Genomic DNA, 25,013 nt, shown 5'->3' with positions numbered 1-25,013 from the left:
CACTGCTACGAATAAAAACTCTGTGTATCTTTTCATAGTTGAGCATCTCCTTTATGCATATGTATAAATATATTATCGCCTATAATTTATGTAAATTCTACTACATAAGCTGAAAATCCTTCATTATAACATTATAAAGTCAGCTCTTTGGTTATGAGAAATGAGAATTTGCAGAGGCTTTAAGCAGTAGCAAAAAGGGCTATTTGAAATAGCCCATCATGAAACTTTTCTTATAACTTATCAACTATCCTCCAGCACTATTTCTGAATGCTCGATTGCTTTGGGGAACTTACATTGCTTCCTTTCTTTTTCGCTATTGATAAAAGCAACCCAAGAGCAATAGAAAGAAAAGCCGATACCAAAACTCTATATGCTGACGGAAGCATAAATACTACGGTATGAGCAGGTATCCAGAAGAAAATGCACGTCTTTGCCCAGCTGAATTCAACCAGCGAATGCCAGTCAACCTTATCCACCAGACTGCCTAAAGTGATTTTTCCGCTTTTCTCATACAAAGCATCAATATATAAATCCGTGAATTTGTGAAATGCCATCATCATTGGCCCAAAGGTCAGATTCATGATGGTACTTCCAAAAAAGGCCTGAGCCAAAGCCATGCCTTCAAATGGAAGCAATCCGGCTCTCTGTGCCGCACCAACGCCTTCCATAAATACAGTAAACACAAGGGAAATCATCATTCCGATTACGCCCCATATGACTGCCCTGTATATAAATCCTTTAGGAATTATATAATCACCTTTTTGCAACCTAGTCCCTAGCAAGTCCCCCATGGATGCCAATATTGAAAATTTAATGAATCCTCCTATATATGGATGCAATGAAGTAAAACTCATAAAAATTTCTCTGGAAACTGGCATAACCAATATTATAATCCACAATAGTAGTGCTGATAACCAAATGAAATCAGATTTTTTTAATTTTTGCATATATAACCTCCTTACAATATCATACTGTGTTCATTCCAACTTCCAGAGTCTTCAGTCCAATATCTATAAACTCTGGCTTTCATGCATTCTCAATTTCTATAAATTCTACTTAACAGTTAAGAAATCCTTCATGCTACCCTATTTGTTTTAACTTAAATAAGCCATGGGAAGTGTCCCCAATGGCTTATTTAAGTCCTGATTTCAATATGTTCTTTGCATTGTCAATATATATTTGATTTTTATCCCACTCATCAAGAAAAAGCATATCAACAATCTTTACAGGCTCTTCACATCTCATGTCAAAAGGATAATCTGTCCCAAGAAGCATCCTGTCTGCGCCAACATTATCCACAACAAATTGGAGAGCCTTTGCATCAAAGGCCAAAGAATCATAATAGAAATTTTTCAAATAAGTTGATGGGGCAGACGATAAATGAGATAACTCTCGCCGTACTTCATATGCCCTGTCCAGATGGCTTATGGCCAGCGGCAAATATCCCCCCGAATGCGACAGGCAAATCCTGAGCTTGGGAAACCTTTCAAATAAACCACCCAAAATGATCCTCATAGCTGCTATGGTTGTATCAAGAGGATTGCCTATAATATTCCTCAAGTAATAATCATCCAACCTATTTGCTCCCATGGCATAATGGGGATGGATAAGTATGAAGGCTCCCAGTTTCTCTGCCCTCTGCCAAAAAGGATAAAGGCATCTGTCATCCAGTTCAATGCCGTTGATATTGGTAGCTATGGCAGCTCCCAGGAAGTTGTATTCTCTCATGGTTCTCTCAAGCTCCAGGCATGCTTCGTTAATAGAGTTCATAGGCAATGTAGCCAAAGCATAAAACTTGTTGGAATAAGACCTGATATCCCTATACATCTGATCATTGACTGCCTTAGCCCATTTTATGGTCTCATTGGATTCACGTTCATAAAAGAATACAAAGGGAGCCACCGAAAGTACCCTATGATGAATCCCCGCCCCATCCATATCCTCCATATGCTTCTCAAGGCTTACAAGACCTTCATCCAGCTTTGCAAATACATTGTCATTTATCCGTATATATCTGGTATTGTCATAGTCCTCTTCTATATAAAACAAGCTTTTAAAATCATGACTCTCCAGCAGTGGGATATAGTGGCTGTGAACGTCAATTACCATGCATTTTCTCCTTCGTATCATCAAATTTATTGTATTGAAACAATAAATTTGGTAAAATGTTATCATAAAGTTTGGGGCCACAAACTTTATGATAACTGTAAAAAAGTACAATAGGGTTTATGTTGCTGTTTCAGACACTTGAAACAGCTATGTTGCTTTATGCTTTTGTAGTTTATAGCAACACCACCTTTGTGATAAAGCGAATATTTCGCTATTAGCGAATAATACTATATATATGATATATCGCTATTAGCGAACTGTCAAGGGGTATTTTATGTTTTCTAAAGAACTATTTGGCGAACGCATTAAAATGTTACGCTTGGAAAGAAATATTAAGCAATCTGAACTGGGAGACGCAATTGGTCTTACATATACTGCAGTCAGTGATATTGAACGTGGAAGAAGAACTACTACTTTAGAGAAATTAGTTGCATTAGCTGATTTTTTTGATGTATCTGTTGATTATCTGATAGGCAGAACTGATAATCCAAAGATTAATAGATGAATTGAAATCCGGAGCAGTTATAAACTACTCCGGATTTTAACACTTCTATAGATAATTATACCCAATACTGCACCAAAGGAATCCAGCATCACATCACTCCATCCCGGACCTCTGCCAGGCACAAAATACTGATGAAACTCATCAGAAGCGGCATCTTATATCTTTTCCAAGAAGGATTTCAACTCTTTCATTTTATCGTTAAAATCTATACTTTTTTCAGTGCAATAATTACTTATCCATTGTAAGTCTCTTACAGTTCCATATTTTTTAGTGAACCTTTTTACAGCAGACAACATTCTACTTCTAAACTCCATAGGTCGACTCATGCTAGCCAAATTGATTTCTTGAAATTTATCATACATCTCATCTATAGTTATTTCGGAAGATATATATTTTAGAAATAAAAGCTCGTAAAAAGCAAAAGGAATCACATCTTCAATTAGTTCTTTTACTAAAGTTTCATGTGGTCCAAATTCCTTGGTATCATCAGAAATAAATGCTGCAATTCCCATCGCTTTCGCTAAAGCAACTGCATGTAATTCACCTTGATCAAATAGATAAGAAAAATCACGCACATAATTGTCAAACAAACCCTTAATCCCCATGCTAACTAAATCTTTATTCTTAACAATTTCAACTTTTCCTTTTTCCACATCTGAAAGAAAGTCTTCATACACGACATATGCTTTCTTTTTAATTTCGTCTTCCAATAAAAACTCGTGCATATAAAGTTTATGGAATGAAGAAAACAATAGATCGCTATTATTGCTCTTATATAAATGTATTACAACATCAGCATCTAATGATGCATCCATCATTTGAACTCCTCAAATACATCATCTATATCTAGCTGCTCTCCATTCTTTTCTTCATTCTGTTCTTCTTTCTTGAATATTTCTGCATCGATACCTATAAGAGCAAGAGTCTTCTGCAAACTGGAAAAAGGAATATAGCCATTTTCATAATTGCTAATTACAAATTCATAATATTTTGACGGTACTTTTATTACATCTGTTGATTTCAATAATTTCTCATCGGCTTCAATCATTTTAAACAGGGAATTAGAAGTTATACGACTTCTTTCATTAAAAAGTTCACTTTTATGGCTGGTAGATATAAAACCTATTTCGTGTAATCTTTTTACTGCTGCTGCATAACTAACTTGAAATTCTAATTGTATTCTGACAATATCTAACGCACGTAGCTCTCTGGATGTTTTATTTAAAACATATTTTATGAACATCATAAGCTGTTGTTCCGGCATTAAAAGGCAATTGGCAAAATAATAAGCCCTGCTTTCTGAAATATCTTCACTTTCTTCATCTATATCAACATCTATTTTTACATCATGATTTTTATCTTCAAAATCGTATATGATATGACCTAGCTCGTGTGCTATAGTATAAATTTCTCTTGCTATTATTTCAGATGAGTTTGACACAATTATCTTTTTTCCTTCAAATACAGTGGAAAATCCTAATAACTCATTTTTCCCGAATGGATACCTTATCAGATCAATACCTCTCTGTTCTATCATGCTAAATATATCTTTGATGCCATAAGTTTGGATATTGTGCTCTTGCCTTACTTTTAATGCCCTATCTTCTATTTCTGTCTTATCAATCCACAAATCCATCACGCATCCTCATTTGATAATACAACTTTTCATGGGCTTTAAAAGCCCTTAATATTTCTTCTATTTTAGCAACGCAATTCAATACATTTTCGCTGCTGGATTTTTCCCTAAAAAAAGTAACAAGCTCCTTTTTTTCTTCCTCTGCACTGGTTATTTGAGACATCGGTATCCCAAGATAATTAGCTATTTTTTTTATCATCACAAAAGAAATATCAACCTGACCATTTTCTATACGAGAATATCTTTGCCTTGTTGTTCCTAAAACTTCTGCCATCTGCTCTTGACTAATCTTATGATTTGTACGCAGTTCTTTAATTCTGCTGCCTAAAGCATAACTCATACAAATACCTCCTTGTTATAATTATATTACATTATATGAGTATTATCAATTTTTATGTTACGTATTTATGTCAATAATAATTTACACTAAAAATTGGTTCTCTTTTTCTTTTTGCCATAAAAAAACAACCTTCTATAATTTTTGTTTTATCATAGAAAGCTGTCTAATTATTTTTTTGGCAGACTTTTTCACAGGTTTATATAAAATCATTCTACATTTTTATTTTTCTTTTTGTACTGTTATCCATATATCTAAGCAAATTAAATGTCTAATTTTGCCTATAATCGCCGTGAATCCCCTACACCTTCTCCAACCTTGTAACGCCAACTTCTTTATAAACATTGTAATCCATGCTTTTTAAAATTTCTTCTACGGACTTTTCCTTTTTCAGACCTTGTGAACTGCTCTTCATAAACATAATCTTTATGGTCTGCAATATAATCCTCAAATCCAATATAAATGAATAGTTTCTTATGTACAGTAAATCATATCTAAGCTTGTCTTCTGGGGTAGTTGAATACTTGCCCAGTACTTGAGCCAATCCTGTTATACCGGCTTTAACAGTCAATCTGTACTCAAAATCTGGTATGTACTGCTTAAACTGATCTATAAAAAACTGTCTCTCTGGTCTCGGTCCTACAATACTCATATCACCCTTAAGCACATTGAATAATTGAGGTAATTCATCCAATCGAGTTGATCTCAACACAGCACCTATAGGAGTTATTCTATCATCCTTATCACTAGCAAGCACCGGTCCTGTAAGCCTCTCAGCATTCACAACCATGGTTCTAAACTTATACAGCTTAAACTTCTTGTTGTTCCTGGTAACCCTTTCTTGAGAGTATATGGCGGGTCCATGATCATAAATGCGAATCAAAATATAACATGCAAGCATTATAGGTGATGATATCACAATACCAATCAAAGATACAATAATATCAAAAGTTCTCTTTAGTATCCTCTGCTCCTGTGACAAATAAATATTCTCTATATAAAAAGCTGGTATATCGTCTATCTGAGTCAATTTAGCATTGGATAATGTGATCTCAAATAATTCGGGAACAATATATATTATTTTGTTGAGGCCTATGCACTTAGATATAATTTTTTCCTTTATTTTGCTGTCAATCTTTGGCCCGATAATTACAACATCGATATCTTCAATAAGTTTATATATATTATCATTTACTGTTTCACATATGTACTTTATTTCAAATTGGTATTTCCCTTCCAAAATTATCTTCTTTGCAATTTCACTGGAATCAGATTCATCTGCCAATATTAAAACTCTTTTCTTCTTGTAAATCATATAATATACTTTGTGAATAATAAATTTCCAAATAGAAAGATATATCAACTGAATAACAAATGATATAAAAAATATGCTTCTGGGGAAGCTAAAACCTCTATTGAAGAAAGTCATAGCCATTGTTGTTATTTCAATAAAAACAAGAGACAAAAACACTGAATATATGGTGTCAATTAAAGGCTTATAAGCCCATCTAAATACACCATATGTATGAAAAAATATAAAGGCGGCCAGTGAAATATAAGGTATAAGATTTAAATAAGGATCTATATTCTCACTTGTCATCTGACCTCCAAACCTATATAGATAAGCAGTATAAAACCCAAGATTCACAAGAAGGATGTCAACAATAATTTGTATTCCATAAAATAATTTGCTATCTTTCTTATAATTCTTTCCCATTGATATACCCTTTCTCCAATAAAAATATGACCATGCTAATTATATCATGTTTAAACATACTTTTCCTTATAATATTTTATAGTTTTTTCTAATCCTTTCTCAATGGAATATTTCCATTCCCATTTTAAAGACCCAACTGCTTTATCATTACATAAACAGCTATCTTTTATATCTCCCGGTCTAAATGGACCATAAATTGCGTCACCTTTGAAACCTATCAATTTCTTCATAATATCAAATAGTCTATTAAGATCTGTAGCCTTGCCTGTCCCAATATTGAATATTTCATTATCCCCATGATATAAAGCTTTCAAATTGGCTTCAGCAATATCTTCTACATATGTATAATCACGAGTATTTGATCCGTCTCCAAATATGGTAGGCTGTTCTCCCCTTAGCATCTTATCCAGAAATATTGATATTACACCGCCTTCACCTTTAGGCTCTTGCCTGATGCCATATACATTTGCATATCTTAGTATTGTATACTTTATGCCATACAACTAGTTGTATACCTTTATGTACAGCTCAGGTGTATACTTTGATACACCGTAATATGATATCGGCTCAATACTATGTTTTTCATCCACCGGCAAATATACAGGCGTACCATATATTGCTGCAGAAGAAGCATATATAAATTTATCAACACCAAACTTTCTACAGTTCTCCAGCATATTTACAGTACCAATTATGTTTATATCTCCATCAAAAGCAGGCTCCTTTATAGATCTTTGAACATCTATCTGAGCAGCATGATGAATCACTATATCAGGTTTCTCAATCTTAAATATATCCCCTATATCCTTATCCCTTATATCTGCAATATAAAACCTCGCATGAACATTAATATTTTGCACCTTGCCCGTAGATAAGTTATCTAATATTACTACTTCATGTCCCTCTTCTATTACTCTGTCGACCACATGAGAGCCAATAAAACCAGCGCCTCCTGTCACCAATACTTTTTTCATACTACACCTGCTTTCTGTTTCTCTGCTTGTCCATTTGATATAGGGACAAGTTCTTTTATTAATGATATTACCTTTTCATTGTCTACATCTGCAACCTGTTCCATCTTCTTAATATATTTCATTAACTCGTTTATATCATACTCCATAGACTTTTCTACATAAATCTTTTCATTACAAGTTTTTCTCATTTTACTTTTATTAATCAGAAGCTCTTCAAATAGCTTTTCACCCGGTCTGAGGCCAATATACTTGATTTCAATATCCTTATCAGGTTCGAATCCTGAAAGTTTTATCAAATCTCTAGCCAATTTATCTATAGATACAGGCTCTCCCATATCCAATACAAATATCTCACCGCCTTTTGCCATGGCAGCGGATTCAAGCACCAATTGCACCGCTTCTGATACTGTCATAAAATACCTTATTACCTCAGGATGGGTGACAGTAACGGGACCTCCCCTCTCTATCTGCTTTTTGAAAAGGGGTATCACACTGCCGTTGCTCCCCAATACATTTCCAAATCTCACAGCTACATACTCTGTACTTGATATGCTGTTGTATGCCTGTACCATCATCTCGCAAATCCTTTTGCTAGCGCCCATAATATTGGCAGGGTTTACTGCCTTATCAGTAGATATGAGAACAAATTTCTTTACATCACACTCATCGCATAACTTTACAATATTCAAAGTACCTAGTACATTATTCTTTACAGCCTCTCCCGGTGCATCTTCCATAAAGGTTACATGCTTATGAGCTGCTGCATGAAACACAATTTCAGGCTTATACTCAACAAATATACTACCCATACGCTCTCGATCTCTGACAGAACCAATTATATAACTTACATCTAAATTAGGATAATCATAGCAAATCTCATTTTGAATATCGAAAAGACCGTTTTCACTGATATCCACCAATATTAAAGATGATGGATTAAATCTAGCTATATGCCTTGCCAGTTCTGAACCTATAGAACCTCCTCCACCTGTTATAAGAACTCTTTTGCCATTTAAATACTTAGATACAATGTTCTGATCCAGTTTTACCTTGTCGCGGCCCAGAAGATCATTCACGTCAATATTCCTTATTTTTTTTATCAAAAGTTCCTTTATGTCCCCTTGAAATTCTCTTATATCTCTTATATCAGGCACAATCTTTATAGTGCAGCGAGTCTTGTTACATTCCTCAATAATCCTCTTTATATCTTGGTTATTAGCGGAAGGTATAGCTATTACAATTTCATCTATATCGTTACTTATAGCATATCCTGCTATATCTTTGCTGCTCCCTACAACAGGTATACCTCTTATTCTGTTTCCTATTTTCTTCGGATCATCATCTATGAAACATACAGGCTTCATATTTAGATCTTTATTATTTTTATACTCCTGTAAGAGTATACTACCTGCTTCACCAGCACCTACTATCATAACCCTTTTTCTTTTATCCTTCTTGAAGAAATATACAATGTCATAAATATTAACTCTTTTAAATATTTTCGTACCAAAACGGCTTAAACCTAAAAGAAATAAATCTATAAAAAAAGCTATGGCATAAATGCTCCTGGGAACCATAAGCCGTCCCATGTATATGGCTATAATTACAAGACCATTACTTACTGCAGCTGCCATGAAAAGATCTACAATCTCATCTACCCCGGCATACTTCCATATGTTTTTATACATGCCAAAATAGTATAATACCATTATTTTGCCTATTGTGACAAAAGGGCTCATATATAAGTATACAAGAAAATAGCTAAAGGTAAGATTTCTTCCAAAGCGTAGATAATATGCCACCATAATGGAAATATTTATAAGTATGGCATCCAATATGAATGCTAAAACATTCTTTAGCTTTTTGTCCATAGCATTCCTCTTTTCACAATCATTCTATTATATTATATAATTAAATAAAAAGGCATGTCTACACATGCCGAAAAGATAATTAACTTTATCTTCTGTAATTATTGTTAAATAATATTTTATAAATTTTTTCATATTTTCCTTTATATCACAAATGGAATAGTAAAATTATTATAAAACCCATTTAATATTTTCATGTACTACTTTGGCAGGATTTCCAACTGCTACACAGTTACTAGGTATATCTCTTGTTACTACTGAACCTGCACCTATGACAGCACCATCTCCAATTCTTACTCCTTTTAATATAGTTACATTACATCCAATCCATACATTATCTTCTATATATATAGGAGATGTCATTTCATGCTCTCTATCACAATAACTCAGTATATGAAAATCACTATCTATTATATTAAGCCCCCAAGATAATGCACAGTTATTCCCTATATGTATACTCTTTGAAGAGTATATTTTACTGTCTGCAGCAATATATGTTTTATCACCTATATATAACTTTGCATTATCATTTACTATAATATTTACCCCTGGCCCAATATCTACTCTACCATCTATAATTAAATATGAATTTCCTCTAATTATTACCCTAGTCTTTTTGTTGCTTAACTCAGTAATATGGCTACCAATATATAATCTATCTTTTATAATAATTTGTGAAGATTTATTATATTTAAATAGACTTTTACCAAAAATTCTAACTGGCAACTTATAAAAAACATCAGGAAACAATTTAATAGAGTTATACACGCTTTTATAAGTTCCTATAGAAAACAAAGCTATAATATATCTTAATATTCTCTTCATATTTTTTCCTCTCAATGCTTAAAAACAAAAATCATTTTTTTTATTAGAGCAAATAATTCATCTCCGTATAAAACTGCTTGGGTTAATACTATAATTACTAAATGTATTACTAATGAAATTAGAGGATTCAAATTACTCATCTTTAATACAAAATATACAACTATATAAATTATATAATATGTACATTCTTTTAAATCAATTTCTAATCCCGCAAAATCCTTTGATGAATATATATACCATATTATAAAAGAAATTAATGATGCTATGGCTATACCTATCATATCTCCTAACAGTAAATATGCTATAGTATTAAGTAAGGAAGCAACAAAAAACATTTTTACTACAGTTTTTAAATAAGTCTTTACATTTTTTAAAGCCTTGTAAAGATTTGAGTATACCACATTTATGATTCCCATAAAAGGAATTGATAGTAATAACATTCCTATAATTTCAATGCTTCTGTTATAACTAGATATATATGTGTTAATAATAAGATGTAATATATAATAAGCTATCGGAGCATATGATAAAATCATTATAAGCCATAATTTTATTTTTCTTCTTATTAATATATTATCAATATTTCTTGAAAAATAAGGATAAAACAGTATGACCAATGAACTTAGCAAACTCATAAATATGTTCATCATAGAAACAGCAAAAGAATAATAGGCAAATTCTTCTTTAGTATAAAGTAATTTTATAAACCATCTATCAAGTGAAAAAAATAAAGTACCTATAAGGTTTGCTATCATCACTGATAATCCTAACTTTATAATATACCTTATCTCTTCTTTTTTTATTTTTTCAGCGCTTACATAACTACGACAAAATTTACTACTTAAAAATGCTGCTATAACTATATATGCTATCGTCTGCATAATAATATATGGAATAGGAGCTTTTATGTAGAAAATTATTATAACAGTACTAATAAAATTTAAACAAATTAATATTCCTTGAATTAAAGAATAATAATCAAATTTCCCTATAGCCCTATAATATAGTTTAAAAAAGTGAACTATCTGAAAAGGCAAAATATATATTAAAAATAAAAAGAATTCTCTCTCTCTAATAATAGTAAAATAAAGTAGTAGTAAAATTATAATTACTACTAATTCAATTTTGATAAGGATATTAAAATAACCCCTGATCTTTTTCTTATCAACTTCGTCTTCTTTTTTCCCACCAAGCATAATATATATTCCATCAGAAAAACCAAAATGAAAAGCTCCTGCATATGCAATATAAAGACCATAAGATTTGTAAAACGCATATTGATCAATACTAAATATCTTAGGAAGAAAAAATCCATTCAATATTCCAATTATTAAAGATAGCCCATCAATAATTATTACTTTAAATGCTTGTTTAAGATTCATTGTTTTACCCTCAAAATTCAAAATCTAAACTTCAAAATATTTTTTCCTAATTTCCTGTTTAAAATCTCCATTTCAAAAGCTTTATAGTAATCTGTGATATCGTTTATTATCAATTCATCTAAAAAAAGTTTTGAAATACACTTATAAAAATTATCATTTTCTAGCTGTGATATCGCATTATAAAAATCATTAACATTACTTCTTGTTACTCCATATATTGAAATCCCCTTCTCCAATACTTTTCTAACATCAATATTAGGATTTTTATCAGGAACTCCTGCCAATACTATTTTTCCTCCAGGATTAATAGTATCAATAATTTGGTTAATTGCATTTTCTGAATTGCTTCCGCCGACACATTCAAAAACAATATCTACATTAGATGTCAGTTTATACTCATCATCCAACAAAATATATTTATCTGCTGTGAATTCTTTTAATTTTTCTTCATGTTTACCAATTACTGTAAAATTCACGTCGTATATATTATGTAAAACTGAACACAGAATATAACCTAATATCCCATCGCCCCAAACAGCTACTCTATCATTTTTATCTATATCTATTCTTCTAATTGCCGCATTTGCTACCGATATAAGTTCAGCAAATACAGCTATACAAAGGTCAATATTATTGTTAATTCTCACAATATTACTAGAAGGATACGCTATTATACTTCTAGAAAAACCATTATAGTTACTTGAAGCGAATAATGCACGAGGACAATAATTTTGTCCTAGTTTATTATCCAAGCACACTTTATTAGTACATTTATCTTCCATGCAATTGCTAACTATATTTGGAACCAAAGCTACTTTCTCACCGACAGTAAATTTTCCAGAATAATCTTTTATTACAATACCAACAGCTTCATGCAGTAAACTCATAGGATATTTTTTATCTAAAACTCTCATGTCTCTTTTACCTAAATAATATCTTATGTCTGCTTTACAAATTGCAGCATACTCGATTTTTATTATAGCGTCATCTTCTTTTGGCTCAATATTGTCTATATATATTTCAAATCTTTTTGGTTGAACAATTTTATAACTTTTTGTAAGCATTTATATCTCTCCGATTTTTCCTAGCTTAATTATAGCTTTTAACAATAGTAAATCATCCATAGTTGTAATCTTAAAGTTCAATTTTTCACCTTCAACAATGTATACATCTTTGTTACAATTCAAAACTAATTGACAGTCATCAGTTGCATCTAATATGCCATCTTTTACAGCTTTATCATGTGCTTCCAAAATAATTGAGTATTTAAAACTTTGAGGAGTTTGTCCTAAATATAATTCTCTTCTTACTGGTACATCAAATATCTTATTCCCATCCTTGCTTCTAATTATAGTATCTGTAGTTGGTATAACAGTATCCACAGCTCCATATTTTTTTGCTAACTCAATATTTTCCTTAATTATTCTGTTTGATACTAATGGTCTAGCTGCATCGTGAATAATAACTATATCATCACCATTGCAACTTGTTTTTATTACTTCGATAGCATTCCTTACAGATTCCTGTCTTGTTTTTCCTCCTCTAACTATCCATTTAACTTTATTTAATTCATACTTTCTAAGCCATATACTCAAATCTTCGTGCCAGTCATCTAAACATACAACAGCTATAGCGTCGATATCTAAATTTGCATCAAAAATCTCTAATGTATGAATTAATATTGGCTTTCCATATACATCAATAAATTGCTTTGGTTTGTCAATAATTCCCATCCTAGTTCCATGACCACCAGCTAAAATAACAGCAACATTCATCTTTTTCACTCCATAATACAATTTTATCCATCAAGTTTTATATTAACTAAATTATAAAAAATACTAGCTTATTTAGGTTTATATTCATGATTAAAACTTATATATACTGGTTTATGAGATTCCCTTTTTTCTAACGGTGGAATTTGCATATAATCTCCATATAATCTAGTCAGATATTTATCCCAATTATTTGGAATAGGTAACATATATCCTTCGAACTCATGTTCTATTGGTATACCAAAATACTCTTTTGGCATTAATTCTTTGTCATAACCTGCTCTGCCTAAGATGTTACCAATTAATTGCGCTTCTGAAACTGGAACTCTTGAAATTACCCAATCAATTGTTATATGTATAAACTTAAAAGGAAATATAAAAGAAACAATCTTTTTAATAAAACCTTTCAATTTATTTGTTGAATATGTATTAATTTTACATCCACTTATACGACACAATATATTATATAACAGTTTGTGCATATATCGCATTATTTTATTTTTATATGTTCCATCTATTGGATAAACATCGACAAAAATTCCATGATGCATATCACGCTCTTCTACTCCTTCTTCAACAAAAGCTGTATTATTCAACCTTACTTTTGCGTATTCGTTTATATAATTTTTATCTGTTTTCCATGTCTGTAAAAAGTAGTTGCTGTCCAATTCAGTTTTACATATATTTAAAAATGCTTCATAATCTTTTCTAGGAAGACCAATATCAATATCATCATCCCATGGTATAAATCCATTATGCCTTATTGCACCTAAAGCTGATCCACCTATCAGATAGTATGTTAAATTATTCTTTTTACATATCTTATCAATTTCTAAAAGAATTTCGAGCTCTTTTATTTGTAATTGTCGTAATATTGAGTCTTCCATAATTATTTTACCTCCACACTACTTTATCACTTATTTAGCTAAATATTGAGCATAAACATCAGCATTACAAATCTCGTTTCCGATTTGCTCTAACTTAACCTCTTGTGCTATATAATTCGATTTAACTGAAAGGAATATTATACCAATTAGTAAGGGTATAGAATCCCTGCTAAATAATACTTATGTGGATTAATTATCCAAATACTAACTCTTTGATTCTTGATTGTAACTCACGACCCATAAGTTTGTTGATGTAATAACACAAGTTATAAGCCAATAGCTTGGCTTTAATCCTTGCTTGCAACCCCCATAAAAACTTCGTGCTAGTACTCTCTCAATATTGAGTTTGCAAGTAAACTGGGACGCTGTTGTCTCAATCCTCTGCCTTAATCTAAAGATAGTTTATCGCAATTCTTTAGGAAATTTAATTTTGCTGTTACTCTTCATCAGTTATGAAACCATCTATGGTTGTAAGCATGTGTAGTTTATATCCCAGATATGTTTCCTTTTTGGATGCACATTTACCATAAGTAGTACCAAATCCTTTGGATGTCTTATGAAAATATGCTCTACCAAATTGCATACTGGAATTGGAATGCTGTCAATAATCCTGTATGGTTGGTTTACATATCCTGTAAGAACAAAAATCTTCTTCCGGATTTCTTCTATCACTGCATGAAGGTTTCTTCTGATTCTATTAAATCTAGACCTGCTGCATAGCCTTGGAAACAAGTCTCTCATATTTTCTTACAGAAGCCAAACTAAGCATTTTCTGAATCAATGGTTAATAATTCAGCAACAATGCTTAAGGTAATTATTTCACTATCACTCGTTTTTGAAGTATTGATATTACAATGATTTTTAATATGTGCTGGAGTAACTTCCTAGTAAATATCGTCAATTATGACATAAACGACAGTTATAAATTCTTTTAAATCTCCAATTTCTTTGATAGAATAGTTTCTATCAGACTCCAGCATATATGTGACCCCCTATCATTTTTGTGGTTACTAATGATAGATTACATAATATGTTGGAGTTTTTCATTCGTAGATTTTTGGTAATTCAAAGCTAGCACAACAAGTTAAATTTATTATTAAAATGCAATTTCATATAATTTACATATATTTTCTTAAGAATATGGTAATAACTATTATGTGCATTATAAAGTTCACCTGCAAACTCTAATCACAAATTCTAAATAACTTCTTGTAAAATTTATAAATCTGTATTACATAATTTCTTAATATAATACTTAATCTGTATTTACTCATTCCTATATAAAAACATTATATTTTTTAAGTCAAATAGGCTTAAACAACTATGTATTAGTAATCAAATCATTTTAAAAATTCTTCATATATATGTAATAATCTATTTAAATTTTCTTGTCTATCGTGTGTCTTCAGTGCATGTATTCTAGCATTCTTAGAAAATTCTAAAGCTAAATCTTCATTATTAAATATCTCACATATATAATGAGCTAACATATAAGGTGCATCTGATTGATACACAAAACCTTCTTCCATATGCCTGATCATATCGGATATACCACCAACATCCGATACAACACATGGTACACCTAATATCATTGCTTCTCCTAAAGAATTAGGGCTATTTTCAATAGATGATGCACAGACAAAAACATGAGATTTTAAATATGCTTCACACATGCTTTTTTCATCTAACACACCGGTAAATACAATGCTATTTTCTAAACCTAATTTCATAATCATTTTTTTTATGTATCTTCCATAATACGTCATAAGCATCTTATCTTTTATAGTATCAGATTTTATAATATTTTTGCCACTAACATACAGTTTTGCATCTGGATACTGTCTTAAAATAATAGCCAATGCCTCAAGAACATAATGTAACCCTTTTATTGGATATTGACACTGGCTAAGAAAGATAGAATGCTTTTCACATTTATCTAACTCCCAGCTATGTTTATAAAACTCATTCCGCAATGTCTCATTGCAGAAATAATATTTTGCATTAGGATTTATCTGTGATATACATGCTTTGTCCCATGTTGTTCTTCCTATAATATGATTAGTTCTCTTTATAGCCTCTATTTCTAATTTTCCACGTTTAGCAAATAAATTTTTTAATCCTGATACATTATCCTTCAGTAAAATATTTCTAACAGTTGCTCCATAAATTGCTCTAAAAGGAAGACCTGCATACATATGTCTTGAGATTACTGATACCAATCCTTGGATTGAAATTACCACTTTAATATCAAGTTCCCTACATATATTTATAAAAGCTAATGTATGTAGAAGTTCTGTTCCATACACATGAACTAAATCAGGTTTTACTTCTTTAAAAATACACTCAAGTATTTTTTTACATCTAATAGATTTATAGTTTCTTTCATTTATATGTTTAAATGCATAATAGATTATATTTTCTCCATATAGTATTCTATATTTATTTACTCGCTTATGTGGAAATGCTATATATAAGTCCACATCTTCTCTTTTTGATATAAATTTAGATACCTCTAGTAACCATCCTCCATATGGCAATGGTTTTTCTCCCATCAATAAGCTTGCCTCTGGTAATGGTATGTTAACTAACCATAATATTTTCATAATTCTCCACCTTAATATTATTTCTTTTGTTCTTTTTTTCTTTTTCAATAAAATTGAAATAAAATGTTGTAACTAGTGGAAAAAACCAAATGTTTTGACTACTATAAGTAATCACAAGAATTATAAAAAGTATCTTGTGTCTTTTTATATGTTGAAGTAAGCAAACAATTATACATATAAATAAAGGATAACCATATCTAATAAATATCTGACCAATTGAATCCCATGGAGGAGTAGTAATATTTCTATATAAAATATCAAAACCACTATTTCCTAAACCAAAGAAATGTTTTTTACCAACATTAAAAGCATTCAATAAAGGCTCTAATCTAATCTGAAACGCATAACTTCCAAATAATTTATATTTATATTGATATGTCAGTTCTTCTATAATTAAACCTCCAAAAACCAGAACAGATGATAATATTATAACTCTAGCTTTTTTATCTTCTAAAAATAATTTAGATGTTATCGCGATAAATATTAAAATACCAGCTGTTGATCTTGTGGTAATAATTGCAACTGAATAAATTGCAATTCTAAACAAGCTTGTTTTTTTATTGGTATTTAAATATGAGTATAACCCCAAATTTAGTATAAACTGAAACGCACCTGGTTCCCAGGCTATGCCCGCATTCCTTTTTAAAATACCATTTGGTCCATTAGTTAAAATATTAAAAAAATAAGCTGTTTTATGAGTTGTATGATAATAATGATATACTGGTAAATAATTTATTACATTTGGAATAAATGTATAAATAAATACGCCTATTAGAGAAAATATCGCTAATATAAATATAACTTTATCTAAAAGATAAAAAAATCTGCTTAATGTATACTTTTCACTTATAACATAACCTAAAAGTATACACAAAGGAAAATACAGATTCAGTATATTAAATTGCGATAATGAAGATATGTTCCTTAAATCAAGAACTGAACTAAAAATAAATATTGTCATAAATATTCCAAGTATAATAGCTTTACCCTTTGAAAACTTTAGTAAATATTTATTATTTAAAATTAAAATAAACAGTATCAATGCTGCTTTTAATGGTTGCGATAGCAGCGGAGAGAAACTCACTAATATTAAAATTGTAATCTCTATAACCTCACTTCTTCTACTCATCGTTAATCTCTCCATTTTCAAAATTATGAATTTTACATTCCCCATACAACTCTATTTATATAATCAGTATAGGAAAGGATAATCCTTAATACCTTATCTGAAACATTTGGCATACAATAATCGCTAACTAACCTTAAGGTGCCATTTTCTTGAGTTTCCAATACTTCTAACCCTTGTAGTATTCTTTCTTTTTTAAGCCCTACCATCATAACCGCTGCCTCTTCCATTGCCTCTGGTCTTTCATGAGCTTGTCTCAAATTAAGAGCTTTAAATCCTAAAATTGATGATTCTTCACTTATAGTACCACTATCACTTAATACTGCTTTTGCACTTATTTGTAGTTTTACATAATCATTAAATCCTAAAGGTTTCATTGTTTTAATTAATGGATTAAATTTAATACCTTTAGCCTCTATCATCTTTTTAGTTCTAGGATGTGTGCTTACAATCAAAGGGATTTCATACTTTTCTGCTACAGCATTTAAACTATCTACTAAGTCTAAGAAATTAACTTCTGAGTTTATATTCTCTTCCCTATGAGCAGATACTACGAAATATTTACCTTCTTCAAGTCCTAATCTTTTTAGAACATCGGACTTTGCAATATCATTTCTTCTAGAGTTAATAACTTCAAACATAGGACTTCCTGTTTTAATAATTCTATCTGCTGGGAATCCTTCACTTATCAAGTATTCTCTAGCAATATCACTATAAGTTAAGTTAATATCTGCTATATGGTCTACTATTTTTCTATTTATCTCTTCTGGTACTCTTTGATCAAAGCATCTATTACCTGCTTCCATATGGAAGATAGGAATATGTCTTCTTTTTGCTGCAATAGCACATAAACAACTATTTGTATCTCCTAATACCAGAAATGCATCTGGCTTTACTTTTTCTAAAACAGGGTCTATTCTAATAAGAACATTTCCTATAGTTTCTATCGCGTTTCCAGTAGCTACATTAAGAAAATAGTCAGGTTTTTTAAGTTTAAAATCTTTAAAGAAAACTTCATTTAACTCGTAATCGTAATTTTGCCCTGTATGTACTAGAGTATGTTCTATTGCTTCTGAACTTTCCAATTTATTAATAACAGCTGATAGTCTTATAATCTCTGGTCTCGTGCCAACAACTGTCATAACCTTTAATTTCTTCATTTGTTATACCTCCAAGTAATATGTATCTGGCTTTTCAGGATCAAATGGCTCACTGGCCCACATTATAGTAACCATATCTGTATCATCAAGATTTTCAATATTATGAGTATAACCAGGAGGTATATCTACTACTTCCAATTTGTCTCCACTAACAAAATACTCTATAACTTCATCACAATCGATTTTCCTGAAACGGATAACTCCTTTTCCATTTACTACAAGAAATTTCTCATTTTTTGTATGATGCCAGTGATTTCCTTTAGTAATACTAGGTTTTAAGATATTAATCGATACTTGTCCCCTATCTAGAGTTTTTATGAACTCAGTAAATGAACCTCGGTTATCTATGTTCATTTTAAGTTCATAACTAAACTTATCTTTTGGCAAATAACTTAAATAGGTACTATATAATTTCTTTGTAAAAGCGTCAGACATATCTGGAATAGATCGTTCTTCACGACTTTTCTTAAAGGAATAAATCAAATCAACAATCGCTCCAAGAGTAATTGTATGAACTATTGGAACCTCACAAAAGTCCCCATTTCTATTTTCTTTTCCTTCAAGGGCATTTACCAATTCATTTACTACATCATCTATATACACAAGATTCATTACAACACTTGGATCATTCACAGTTATAGGTAAATCATGAGCAATATTATAACAAAATGTTGCTACTGCACTATTATAATTTGGTTTGCACCACTTGCCAAATACATTAGGGAAACGATAAATAAGTACTTTCACGCCAGTTTCTCTACTATAATCAAATAGCAGATCTTCTCCAGCCTTTTTACTTTTTCCATATGGATTATCTAGTTTAGCCTGAGTTGATGATGACATCATCACTGGACATTTGTTTTTATATTTCTTAAGTGTATTAAGCAAAGTTGAAGTAAATCCAAAGTTACCTTCCATAAATTCAGATTGTTCTTTTGGACGATTTACTCCAGCAAGATGAAATACAAAATCTGCTTCTTTGCAATAATTTCCAAGTAAAGAAGGATCTGTTTCTTTATCATACTCCAATATGTCGTCATATTTTCTGTTTTTAAGTTCAGCCACGAGATTTTTACCTATAAAGCCTTTGGCTCCTGTTACAAGTATCTTCATAATTTCTTCCAGCCTTTCAGATTTATTTAGGTAACTCTTTTGTAAATGCTACTTCTCTTTTAGCAGTAAACCTCTCTAATTCTTGTCTAACATATTCAATAGATAAGAGTTTTTCTTTAATTTGATCTATATTTAAACGTTCTGTATTGTCAGAATTATACTCTTTATCAGTTGAAAGTTTCTCGCATCCTTCTACAAAATACTTATCATAATTCAAATCTCTTTTATCAGCAGGTACCCTAAAGAAATTACCCATATCCTGTGCCACTAAATATTCCTCTTTCGTAAGAAGTGTTTCATATCTTTTCTCACCATGTCGCGTACCAATTATTTTAATTTCATTATCTACGTTAAATAGTTCTTTAACTGCTTGAGCTAAGTCTCCAATAGTACATGCTGGTGCTTTCCGTACCATTATATCTCCCGCTTCAGCGTTCTGAAATGCAAGAACAACTAATTCTACTGCTTCTTCCAAAGTCATGAGAAATCTTGTCATATTTGGGTTTGTAACTGTTAATGGTTGTCCGCTTTTAATCTGTTCTATAAATAAAGGTATAACAGAACCCCTTGAGGCCATAACATTACCATAACGAGTTCCACATATAAGAGTTCTATTAGGATCCACTGTTTTTGATTTAGCTATAAGCACTTTCTCCATCATTGCTTTAGATATTCCCATTGCATTAATTGGATAAGCCGCTTTATCTGTTGATAAACATATAACCTTCTTAACACCATATTCAATAGCAGCTGTTAGAACATTATCTGTACCTAGTACATTAGTTTTAACAGCTTCTAATGGGAAGAATTCACATGATGGTACTTGCTTAAGTGCTGCAGCATGAAATATATAATCAACTCCATACATAGCATTTTTTACAGATTGAATATCTCTAACATCACCAATATAGAACTTAAGCTTATCATTTTTGTAGAGTTTTCTCATGTCATCTTGCTTTTTCTCATCACGAGAAAAAATTCGAATCTCTTTTATATCCGTATTCAAAAATCTTTTCATTACTGCATTACCAAAAGATCCTGTCCCACCAGTAATTAATAAAGTTTTTCCTTTAAACATAATTTATCTACTCCTACTCTGTTGAATCATATCAATTATTTTTTTGCACGCTTTATAGTTATTTTTTTCTCTTAATACAAAATCTCTCGCTTTATTACCAAATTTGAGCCTTTCTTCCTCAGGTAAAGCAAGTACTTTTTCTATAGTCTTTGTGAGTGATTCAATAGAATCATCAGCTACATAGTAAAAGTAATTATCATATTCATTTGGTATTCCATCCAATTTATACGCAATTACAGGTCTTCCTGTCAATAAATATTCCATATTTTTTGAAGGAAAAGAGTACTTAGTAAACTCCTCATTATTTTGCCTTGGATTAACTAACACAGTAGCTTTTCTTTGTAATTTAACAGCTTCCTCATTAGACAATTGACCAAGAAACTTAATCCTATCATCCTTAGAGGCATACTCTTTAATGATATCTTCTGAATCACCTCTGCCACAAATCTTTAAACAAACATTTTCATATTTTACCTTATGAAAAGCTTTTACTAAATTTACAACACCAAACTTTTTACTCAATGTTCCTGTATACACTACTGACATTACATCATATGTATCAATCATCTCATTATATATACTATTTTGAATGTTAACAACACCTTCAATTACTATAAACGGTCGTTTACCAACATTTAACATATCTTTCATTTGCTCTGTAAGTAAAACAAATGAATCTATCCATTTTGAATTATTATTAAAAATATTAATGTCAATTCTTTTAAAGATATCGTAAATAAAAGAATGTTTTTCATTTAGATTCATATACTGAGGTAAGTCCGGAACAATCAAACATATGTGAATTGATGGATCAATTTTTTTCGCATAAACTGCCGCCTGTAAAAATGGAGTATGAGGAGAATAAACTATAATCACTTTATTATTAACTCTCCGATTAGCAAATTCCTTTATTCCTCTTACCAGACTTTTTTTTCTAGAAAGATTTCTATATCCCCATATATTATTAAAACTAACATACTCACATTCAATTTCATTTCTATAAATCAACTTATGACCTTTGTATTTAATATCTATATAGTCCTTAGGAAAAGCACCAATAAAAGGCGCTGATAATATTTCAAGCTTCAATTTATCTATCTCAATAAATCCATCCATCAGATTCCATTGAAGCTTGTTAGCAGCATAGTGAACTGTACCTTTTGATTTTTCAAGTATTTCTTCTTCCATCTCTTTAGAAAAAACTCCACCTAAAAATAAAACATTCAATATTACTCCTCACCCTCTCAAACTCAAACAAAACTATTTTATAAAAAGAATTTATTTACTTATTTCATCTATTTATCAACTTGATAACCACTAAAAATTAATTTAATCAAGCAAGCATAGGTTCTTTCCCTATCAAATTTCTCTTCTACTAATTTTCTACTATTTTGTCCCTTTTTTTCTCTCAATTAACTATCCGATATCCAAATCATTAATTTATCAGCTAAATCTCTTGCATCACTATTATTACAATTTAATCCCATTTGATATTCATCTACTAAGTTTCTGTATTTTAAACATTCCTGTGTATTTATAATCGGCAAGCCCGCAGCAGCATAATCAGCATGTTTATTAATTATACTCTATGCTGCACCACTAGTAATTGGATTTACTGCTACATCACATGCTTTAAGCATACCAACCATTTTTCCATATGTTAGTTGGCCAGTAAAAATCACATTTATATTCTTTTTCATGGAATAGCTTTCAAATTTATCTTTTAATGGCTCATCTCCCATAACAATGAACTTAATATTATCTATTCTATGATCTTTTAATATTTCAAGAGCATCAATTACTAAAGTTAAATTATAGCTATGTCCAAGAGTTCCTATGTTAGCCAACCATATTTCATTTTCTGGTTTATTTTAAATCCTATTGGTTTCTGCTAACATATCAAATGTGGATAAATCTGTGCCTAAATAAATACTATACGCTTTCTTGGTCTTGTTATTAACTTTAAGCGCTCTATTTTTATAAGTATCAGAAACAGCAATAATCTCATCAGCAGTTGGATATATAAAATTGGCTTGCTTTTGCATTGGTAAAAATAAATTATCACTAATTAAAAGAAAATTAAACACCATCTTAAAGGCCTCTGTCCATAGATCTTGAATATCAATTACAAATCTAACATTATTTTTTAATGCGTATTCTGCAGCAACCTTAGCAACTTAGAGATGATACAGCACAATAAATAGCATCTGGCTTTTTCCTAGCATTAAGATATTTTCTCAAGTTTCTAACCATTATATAATGACTATAAGTTCTCTTTAATGATATATTTTTGTTATATCCATGTTCTGCTATAAACGTAATTTTATAGTAATAACTTTTATTTAACTTACTTCTCTTCATCTTTTTAATGTGTTAAAAATCAGAATAAACAAAATCTATACCAAAATATGTATTATCCACCTAAATTTTGTACAAACAAGCTACGAATAAATGTTTAATTAAGAAAACTCAATTGGGCATTATTGGTCTCCGATAGTGCCTCAAGCAGCAATTTAGCTAACTTTGATAGTGGGTCTATAATGACACTAATGCCATCTGATGTCTTTTTTACCAATCCTTTGATTTTAGAGCATTTTTCTACCAAGTTTTTTATACCTACATTATATAATTCTGATCTTTTAAGTTTATTTACCTTAAACCAGGATATTAGATTATGAGCCATATATAATAACCATATAAAGCTATATATCCCATAGTAGCTGCCAGTTCTAAGATTCTTGATTCCGTATGTGTTTTTAGCAATCTTAAAGAAAGCTTCTATTGTTTGATGGCCATTGTAAAAATGAAAAGCTTCTACTGCAGATAGTTCAGATTCTTCGATGTTTGTATGAAGTGATGTATATGAAAGCTCACTTCTAGTACCAAGTATCTGTACAAGAATAGTCCTTAAATCACTATCAAGCTTTGATAATTCATATACACCATCATCAGCTTTCTCATATAAGTCAAAGAATACAACTTTAGTAATATTTGCAGCTTTCTTTAAAGAATAGCCTTTAATAATGAACTTCAGGCCTTTTATGAACATAAGCTTTTCAATGTTTTCCATGTATTTATTGGATGATTTACCAAGGTAATTTAATCCAAATTGTTTCATTTTGTTTGTACAAAATCTAGGTAATTAAAATGTTTTTTTAAACTTCTAACTATATATAAACTAAAACACTTAATCGACTTGATGAAACTAAGTTTTTGTCTATTTCTAAAAATATTCCAAGTCCATAAAGCAGCTTTTAACTTATTTGAACTAAGAGAATTTTTTGATTTTCTATATAAAGCTAAATTCTCATCCAAGCCATGGGCTATAATCCCACTTTTAGTTATATCTAACCAAGTTGCATAATCCTCATGCTTAATATTGGGCATTTCAATTTTTTTTAATACACTCCTATCAAGCATTACAGTTAAACATCCAATTGAATTCCCTTTTAACATTTCTTCATAATTTAATTCTTCTGGTATTCTGATTACTTTATTAAGTCTTACTCCTTCATTATTAATTAATTCATATCCTGTATGAGTAAAATAATAATTATTTTTTTTCATAAAATATACTTGCTTTGATAGTTTATTTGAATACCATAAATCATCACTATCTAAAAAAGCAATAAACCTTCCATTGGCAGCATTTATACCTGTATTCCTTGCAACAGCTACACCACTATTTCTATCTAGCGATATCAATTTAATTCTCTTATCAATTTTCATATATTCTTCTACTATTAGTTTGCTATTATCACTACTACAGTCATCAATGATTATTAGTTCCCAATTATAATAATCCTGATTTAGTACAGATTCAATTGTATCTTTTATATATTTTTCAGCATTATAACATGGTGTTATAATTGATACTAAATCACTCATTAAATACCTCCAATAATATTTCTTATTACAAAG

General features: G+C 30.6%; 22 protein-coding genes and 4 pseudogenes. 1 reads left to right on the top strand and 25 read right to left on the bottom strand.

Annotation, left to right across the window (positions count from 1 at the left end):
• Positions 1-257: 257 nt before the first annotated feature.
• On the bottom strand, positions 258-947 hold the full coding sequence (locus BUB48_RS02960) for a hypothetical protein (RefSeq protein ID WP_073024369.1): 690 nt from the start codon (positions 945-947) through the stop codon (positions 258-260).
• A gap of 184 nt (positions 948-1,131) precedes the next feature.
• Positions 1,132-2,109, bottom strand: coding sequence for an amidohydrolase family protein (locus BUB48_RS02955; protein WP_073024367.1), 978 nt, complete (start codon positions 2,107-2,109; stop codon positions 1,132-1,134).
• 274 nt (positions 2,110-2,383) lie between these two features.
• Between BUB48_RS02955 and BUB48_RS02950 the strand changes: the two genes are divergently transcribed.
• Positions 2,384-2,614 (top strand): helix-turn-helix domain-containing protein, encoded by a 231-nt coding sequence (locus tag BUB48_RS02950; RefSeq protein ID WP_073024365.1) that lies wholly within the window; start codon positions 2,384-2,386, stop codon positions 2,612-2,614.
• 17 nt (positions 2,615-2,631) lie between these two features.
• Here BUB48_RS02950 and BUB48_RS19025 read toward each other — a convergent pair.
• The 23 genes and pseudogenes from BUB48_RS19025 to BUB48_RS02835 form a co-directional block, all read right to left on the bottom strand.
• A pseudogene (locus BUB48_RS19025) lies at positions 2,632-2,754 on the bottom strand (VanZ family protein); the annotation flags it as partial.
• Between the two features lie 15 nt (positions 2,755-2,769).
• Positions 2,770-3,432 (bottom strand): PIN domain-containing protein, encoded by a 663-nt coding sequence (locus tag BUB48_RS02940; RefSeq protein ID WP_139249893.1) that lies wholly within the window; start codon positions 3,430-3,432, stop codon positions 2,770-2,772.
• Positions 3,429-4,250: an ImmA/IrrE family metallo-endopeptidase gene (locus tag BUB48_RS02935; protein WP_073024361.1), complete on the bottom strand. Its 822-nt coding sequence runs from the start codon at positions 4,248-4,250 to the stop codon at positions 3,429-3,431. Before BUB48_RS02935 ends, BUB48_RS02940 begins: the two co-directional genes overlap by 4 nt.
• Positions 4,234-4,590: a helix-turn-helix domain-containing protein gene (locus BUB48_RS02930; protein WP_073024359.1), complete on the bottom strand. Its 357-nt coding sequence runs from the start codon at positions 4,588-4,590 to the stop codon at positions 4,234-4,236. The genes BUB48_RS02935 and BUB48_RS02930 overlap by 17 nt, the downstream gene beginning before the upstream one ends.
• A 298-nt stretch (positions 4,591-4,888) precedes the next feature.
• Positions 4,889-6,304: a sugar transferase gene (locus tag BUB48_RS02925; protein ID WP_073024357.1), complete on the bottom strand. Its 1,416-nt coding sequence runs from the start codon at positions 6,302-6,304 to the stop codon at positions 4,889-4,891.
• Positions 6,305-6,354: 50 nt separating this feature from the next.
• Positions 6,355-7,278, bottom strand: a pseudogene (locus BUB48_RS02920) (SDR family oxidoreductase).
• A complete protein-coding gene (locus BUB48_RS02915) occupies positions 7,275-9,149 on the bottom strand; it encodes a polysaccharide biosynthesis protein (protein WP_073024355.1) in 1,875 nt (624 codons plus the stop codon). Before BUB48_RS02915 ends, BUB48_RS02920 begins: the two are co-directional and overlap by 4 nt.
• A 168-nt stretch (positions 9,150-9,317) precedes the next feature.
• A complete protein-coding gene (locus BUB48_RS18425) occupies positions 9,318-9,971 on the bottom strand; it encodes an acyltransferase (RefSeq protein ID WP_084524324.1) in 654 nt (217 codons plus the stop codon).
• An 11-nt stretch (positions 9,972-9,982) separates the two neighbouring features.
• Positions 9,983-11,353 (bottom strand): oligosaccharide flippase family protein, encoded by a 1,371-nt coding sequence (locus BUB48_RS02905; protein ID WP_073024353.1) that lies wholly within the window; start codon positions 11,351-11,353, stop codon positions 9,983-9,985.
• Between the two features lie 17 nt (positions 11,354-11,370).
• Positions 11,371-12,417: a zinc-binding dehydrogenase gene (locus tag BUB48_RS02900; protein ID WP_073024351.1), complete on the bottom strand. Its 1,047-nt coding sequence runs from the start codon at positions 12,415-12,417 to the stop codon at positions 11,371-11,373.
• The gene (gene ispD, locus BUB48_RS02895; protein ID WP_073024349.1) at positions 12,418-13,128 is read right to left on the bottom strand and encodes a 2-C-methyl-D-erythritol 4-phosphate cytidylyltransferase; all 711 of its coding nucleotides are present in this window, start codon (positions 13,126-13,128) and stop codon (positions 12,418-12,420) included.
• 68 nt (positions 13,129-13,196) lie between these two features.
• Positions 13,197-14,012, bottom strand: a complete 816-nt coding sequence (locus BUB48_RS02890; protein ID WP_073024347.1) for a LicD family protein — start codon at positions 14,010-14,012, stop codon at positions 13,197-13,199.
• A gap of 193 nt (positions 14,013-14,205) precedes the next feature.
• A pseudogene (locus BUB48_RS02885) lies at positions 14,206-14,992 on the bottom strand (IS982 family transposase).
• Between the two features lie 360 nt (positions 14,993-15,352).
• The gene (locus tag BUB48_RS02880) at positions 15,353-16,615 is read right to left on the bottom strand and encodes a glycosyltransferase family 4 protein (protein ID WP_073024345.1); all 1,263 of its coding nucleotides are present in this window, start codon (positions 16,613-16,615) and stop codon (positions 15,353-15,355) included.
• Positions 16,593-17,744: a hypothetical protein gene (locus BUB48_RS02875; RefSeq protein ID WP_073024343.1), complete on the bottom strand. Its 1,152-nt coding sequence runs from the start codon at positions 17,742-17,744 to the stop codon at positions 16,593-16,595. The genes BUB48_RS02880 and BUB48_RS02875 overlap by 23 nt, the downstream gene beginning before the upstream one ends.
• A 32-nt stretch (positions 17,745-17,776) precedes the next feature.
• Complete coding sequence (gene wecB / locus BUB48_RS02870) at positions 17,777-18,901, bottom strand: non-hydrolyzing UDP-N-acetylglucosamine 2-epimerase (protein ID WP_073024341.1); 1,125 nt, start codon at positions 18,899-18,901, stop codon at positions 17,777-17,779.
• Between the two features lie 3 nt (positions 18,902-18,904).
• The gene (locus BUB48_RS02865) at positions 18,905-20,014 is read right to left on the bottom strand and encodes a capsular polysaccharide biosynthesis protein CapF (RefSeq protein WP_073024339.1); all 1,110 of its coding nucleotides are present in this window, start codon (positions 20,012-20,014) and stop codon (positions 18,905-18,907) included.
• 22 nt (positions 20,015-20,036) lie between these two features.
• On the bottom strand, positions 20,037-21,092 hold the full coding sequence (locus BUB48_RS02860) for a polysaccharide biosynthesis protein (protein ID WP_073024337.1): 1,056 nt from the start codon (positions 21,090-21,092) through the stop codon (positions 20,037-20,039).
• A 3-nt stretch (positions 21,093-21,095) separates the two neighbouring features.
• The gene (locus BUB48_RS02855) at positions 21,096-22,319 is read right to left on the bottom strand and encodes a glycosyltransferase (RefSeq protein WP_073024335.1); all 1,224 of its coding nucleotides are present in this window, start codon (positions 22,317-22,319) and stop codon (positions 21,096-21,098) included.
• A gap of 359 nt (positions 22,320-22,678) precedes the next feature.
• A pseudogene (locus tag BUB48_RS02850) lies at positions 22,679-22,948 on the bottom strand (glycosyltransferase); the annotation flags it as partial.
• Positions 22,949-22,963: 15 nt separating this feature from the next.
• On the bottom strand, positions 22,964-23,182 hold the full coding sequence (locus tag BUB48_RS02845) for a hypothetical protein (protein WP_073024331.1): 219 nt from the start codon (positions 23,180-23,182) through the stop codon (positions 22,964-22,966).
• A gap of 365 nt (positions 23,183-23,547) precedes the next feature.
• On the bottom strand, positions 23,548-24,210 hold the full coding sequence (locus tag BUB48_RS02840) for a transposase (RefSeq protein ID WP_139249892.1): 663 nt from the start codon (positions 24,208-24,210) through the stop codon (positions 23,548-23,550).
• On the bottom strand, positions 24,207-24,980 hold the full coding sequence (locus BUB48_RS02835; protein WP_073024327.1) for a glycosyltransferase family 2 protein: 774 nt from the start codon (positions 24,978-24,980) through the stop codon (positions 24,207-24,209). The genes BUB48_RS02840 and BUB48_RS02835 overlap by 4 nt, the downstream gene beginning before the upstream one ends.
• Positions 24,981-25,013 lie beyond the last annotated feature (33 nt).

Source organism: Lutispora thermophila DSM 19022 (assembly GCF_900142105.1).
In the GTDB taxonomy this organism is placed as follows: Bacteria; Bacillota; Clostridia; order Lutisporales; family Lutisporaceae; genus Lutispora; species Lutispora thermophila.
The sequence above is the reverse complement of the archived record's forward strand: the minus strand, read 5'-3'. Positions and strand labels throughout refer to the sequence as shown.

Bases quoted from the DNA above. Each gene is read 5' to 3' on its own strand.
- BUB48_RS02960 (WP_073024369.1), bottom strand. From the start codon at position 947: ATGCAAAAATTAAAAAAATCTGATTTCATTTGGTTATCAGCACTACTA.
- BUB48_RS02955 (WP_073024367.1), bottom strand. From the start codon at position 2,109: ATGGTAATTGACGTTCACAGCCACTATATCCCACTGCTGGAGAGTCAT.
- BUB48_RS02950 (WP_073024365.1), top strand. From the start codon at position 2,384: ATGTTTTCTAAAGAACTATTTGGCGAACGCATTAAAATGTTACGCTTG.
- BUB48_RS02940 (WP_139249893.1), bottom strand. From the start codon at position 3,432: ATGATGGATGCATCATTAGATGCTGATGTTGTAATACATTTATATAAG.
- BUB48_RS02935 (WP_073024361.1), bottom strand. From the start codon at position 4,250: ATGGATTTGTGGATTGATAAGACAGAAATAGAAGATAGGGCATTAAAA.
- BUB48_RS02930 (WP_073024359.1), bottom strand. From the start codon at position 4,590: ATGAGTTATGCTTTAGGCAGCAGAATTAAAGAACTGCGTACAAATCAT.
- BUB48_RS02925 (WP_073024357.1), bottom strand. From the start codon at position 6,304: ATGGGAAAGAATTATAAGAAAGATAGCAAATTATTTTATGGAATACAA.
- BUB48_RS02915 (WP_073024355.1), bottom strand. From the start codon at position 9,149: ATGGACAAAAAGCTAAAGAATGTTTTAGCATTCATATTGGATGCCATA.
- BUB48_RS18425 (WP_084524324.1), bottom strand. From the start codon at position 9,971: ATGAAGAGAATATTAAGATATATTATAGCTTTGTTTTCTATAGGAACT.
- BUB48_RS02905 (WP_073024353.1), bottom strand. From the start codon at position 11,353: ATGAATCTTAAACAAGCATTTAAAGTAATAATTATTGATGGGCTATCT.
- BUB48_RS02900 (WP_073024351.1), bottom strand. From the start codon at position 12,417: ATGCTTACAAAAAGTTATAAAATTGTTCAACCAAAAAGATTTGAAATA.
- ispD (WP_073024349.1), bottom strand. From the start codon at position 13,128: ATGAATGTTGCTGTTATTTTAGCTGGTGGTCATGGAACTAGGATGGGA.
- BUB48_RS02890 (WP_073024347.1), bottom strand. From the start codon at position 14,012: ATGGAAGACTCAATATTACGACAATTACAAATAAAAGAGCTCGAAATT.
- BUB48_RS02880 (WP_073024345.1), bottom strand. From the start codon at position 16,615: ATGAAAATATTATGGTTAGTTAACATACCATTACCAGAGGCAAGCTTA.
- BUB48_RS02875 (WP_073024343.1), bottom strand. From the start codon at position 17,744: ATGAGTAGAAGAAGTGAGGTTATAGAGATTACAATTTTAATATTAGTG.
- wecB (WP_073024341.1), bottom strand. From the start codon at position 18,901: ATGAAGAAATTAAAGGTTATGACAGTTGTTGGCACGAGACCAGAGATT.
- BUB48_RS02865 (WP_073024339.1), bottom strand. From the start codon at position 20,014: ATGAAGATACTTGTAACAGGAGCCAAAGGCTTTATAGGTAAAAATCTC.
- BUB48_RS02860 (WP_073024337.1), bottom strand. From the start codon at position 21,092: ATGTTTAAAGGAAAAACTTTATTAATTACTGGTGGGACAGGATCTTTT.
- BUB48_RS02845 (WP_073024331.1), bottom strand. From the start codon at position 23,182: ATGGTGTTTAATTTTCTTTTAATTAGTGATAATTTATTTTTACCAATG.
- BUB48_RS02840 (WP_139249892.1), bottom strand. From the start codon at position 24,210: ATGAAACAATTTGGATTAAATTACCTTGGTAAATCATCCAATAAATAC.
- BUB48_RS02835 (WP_073024327.1), bottom strand. From the start codon at position 24,980: ATGAGTGATTTAGTATCAATTATAACACCATGTTATAATGCTGAAAAA.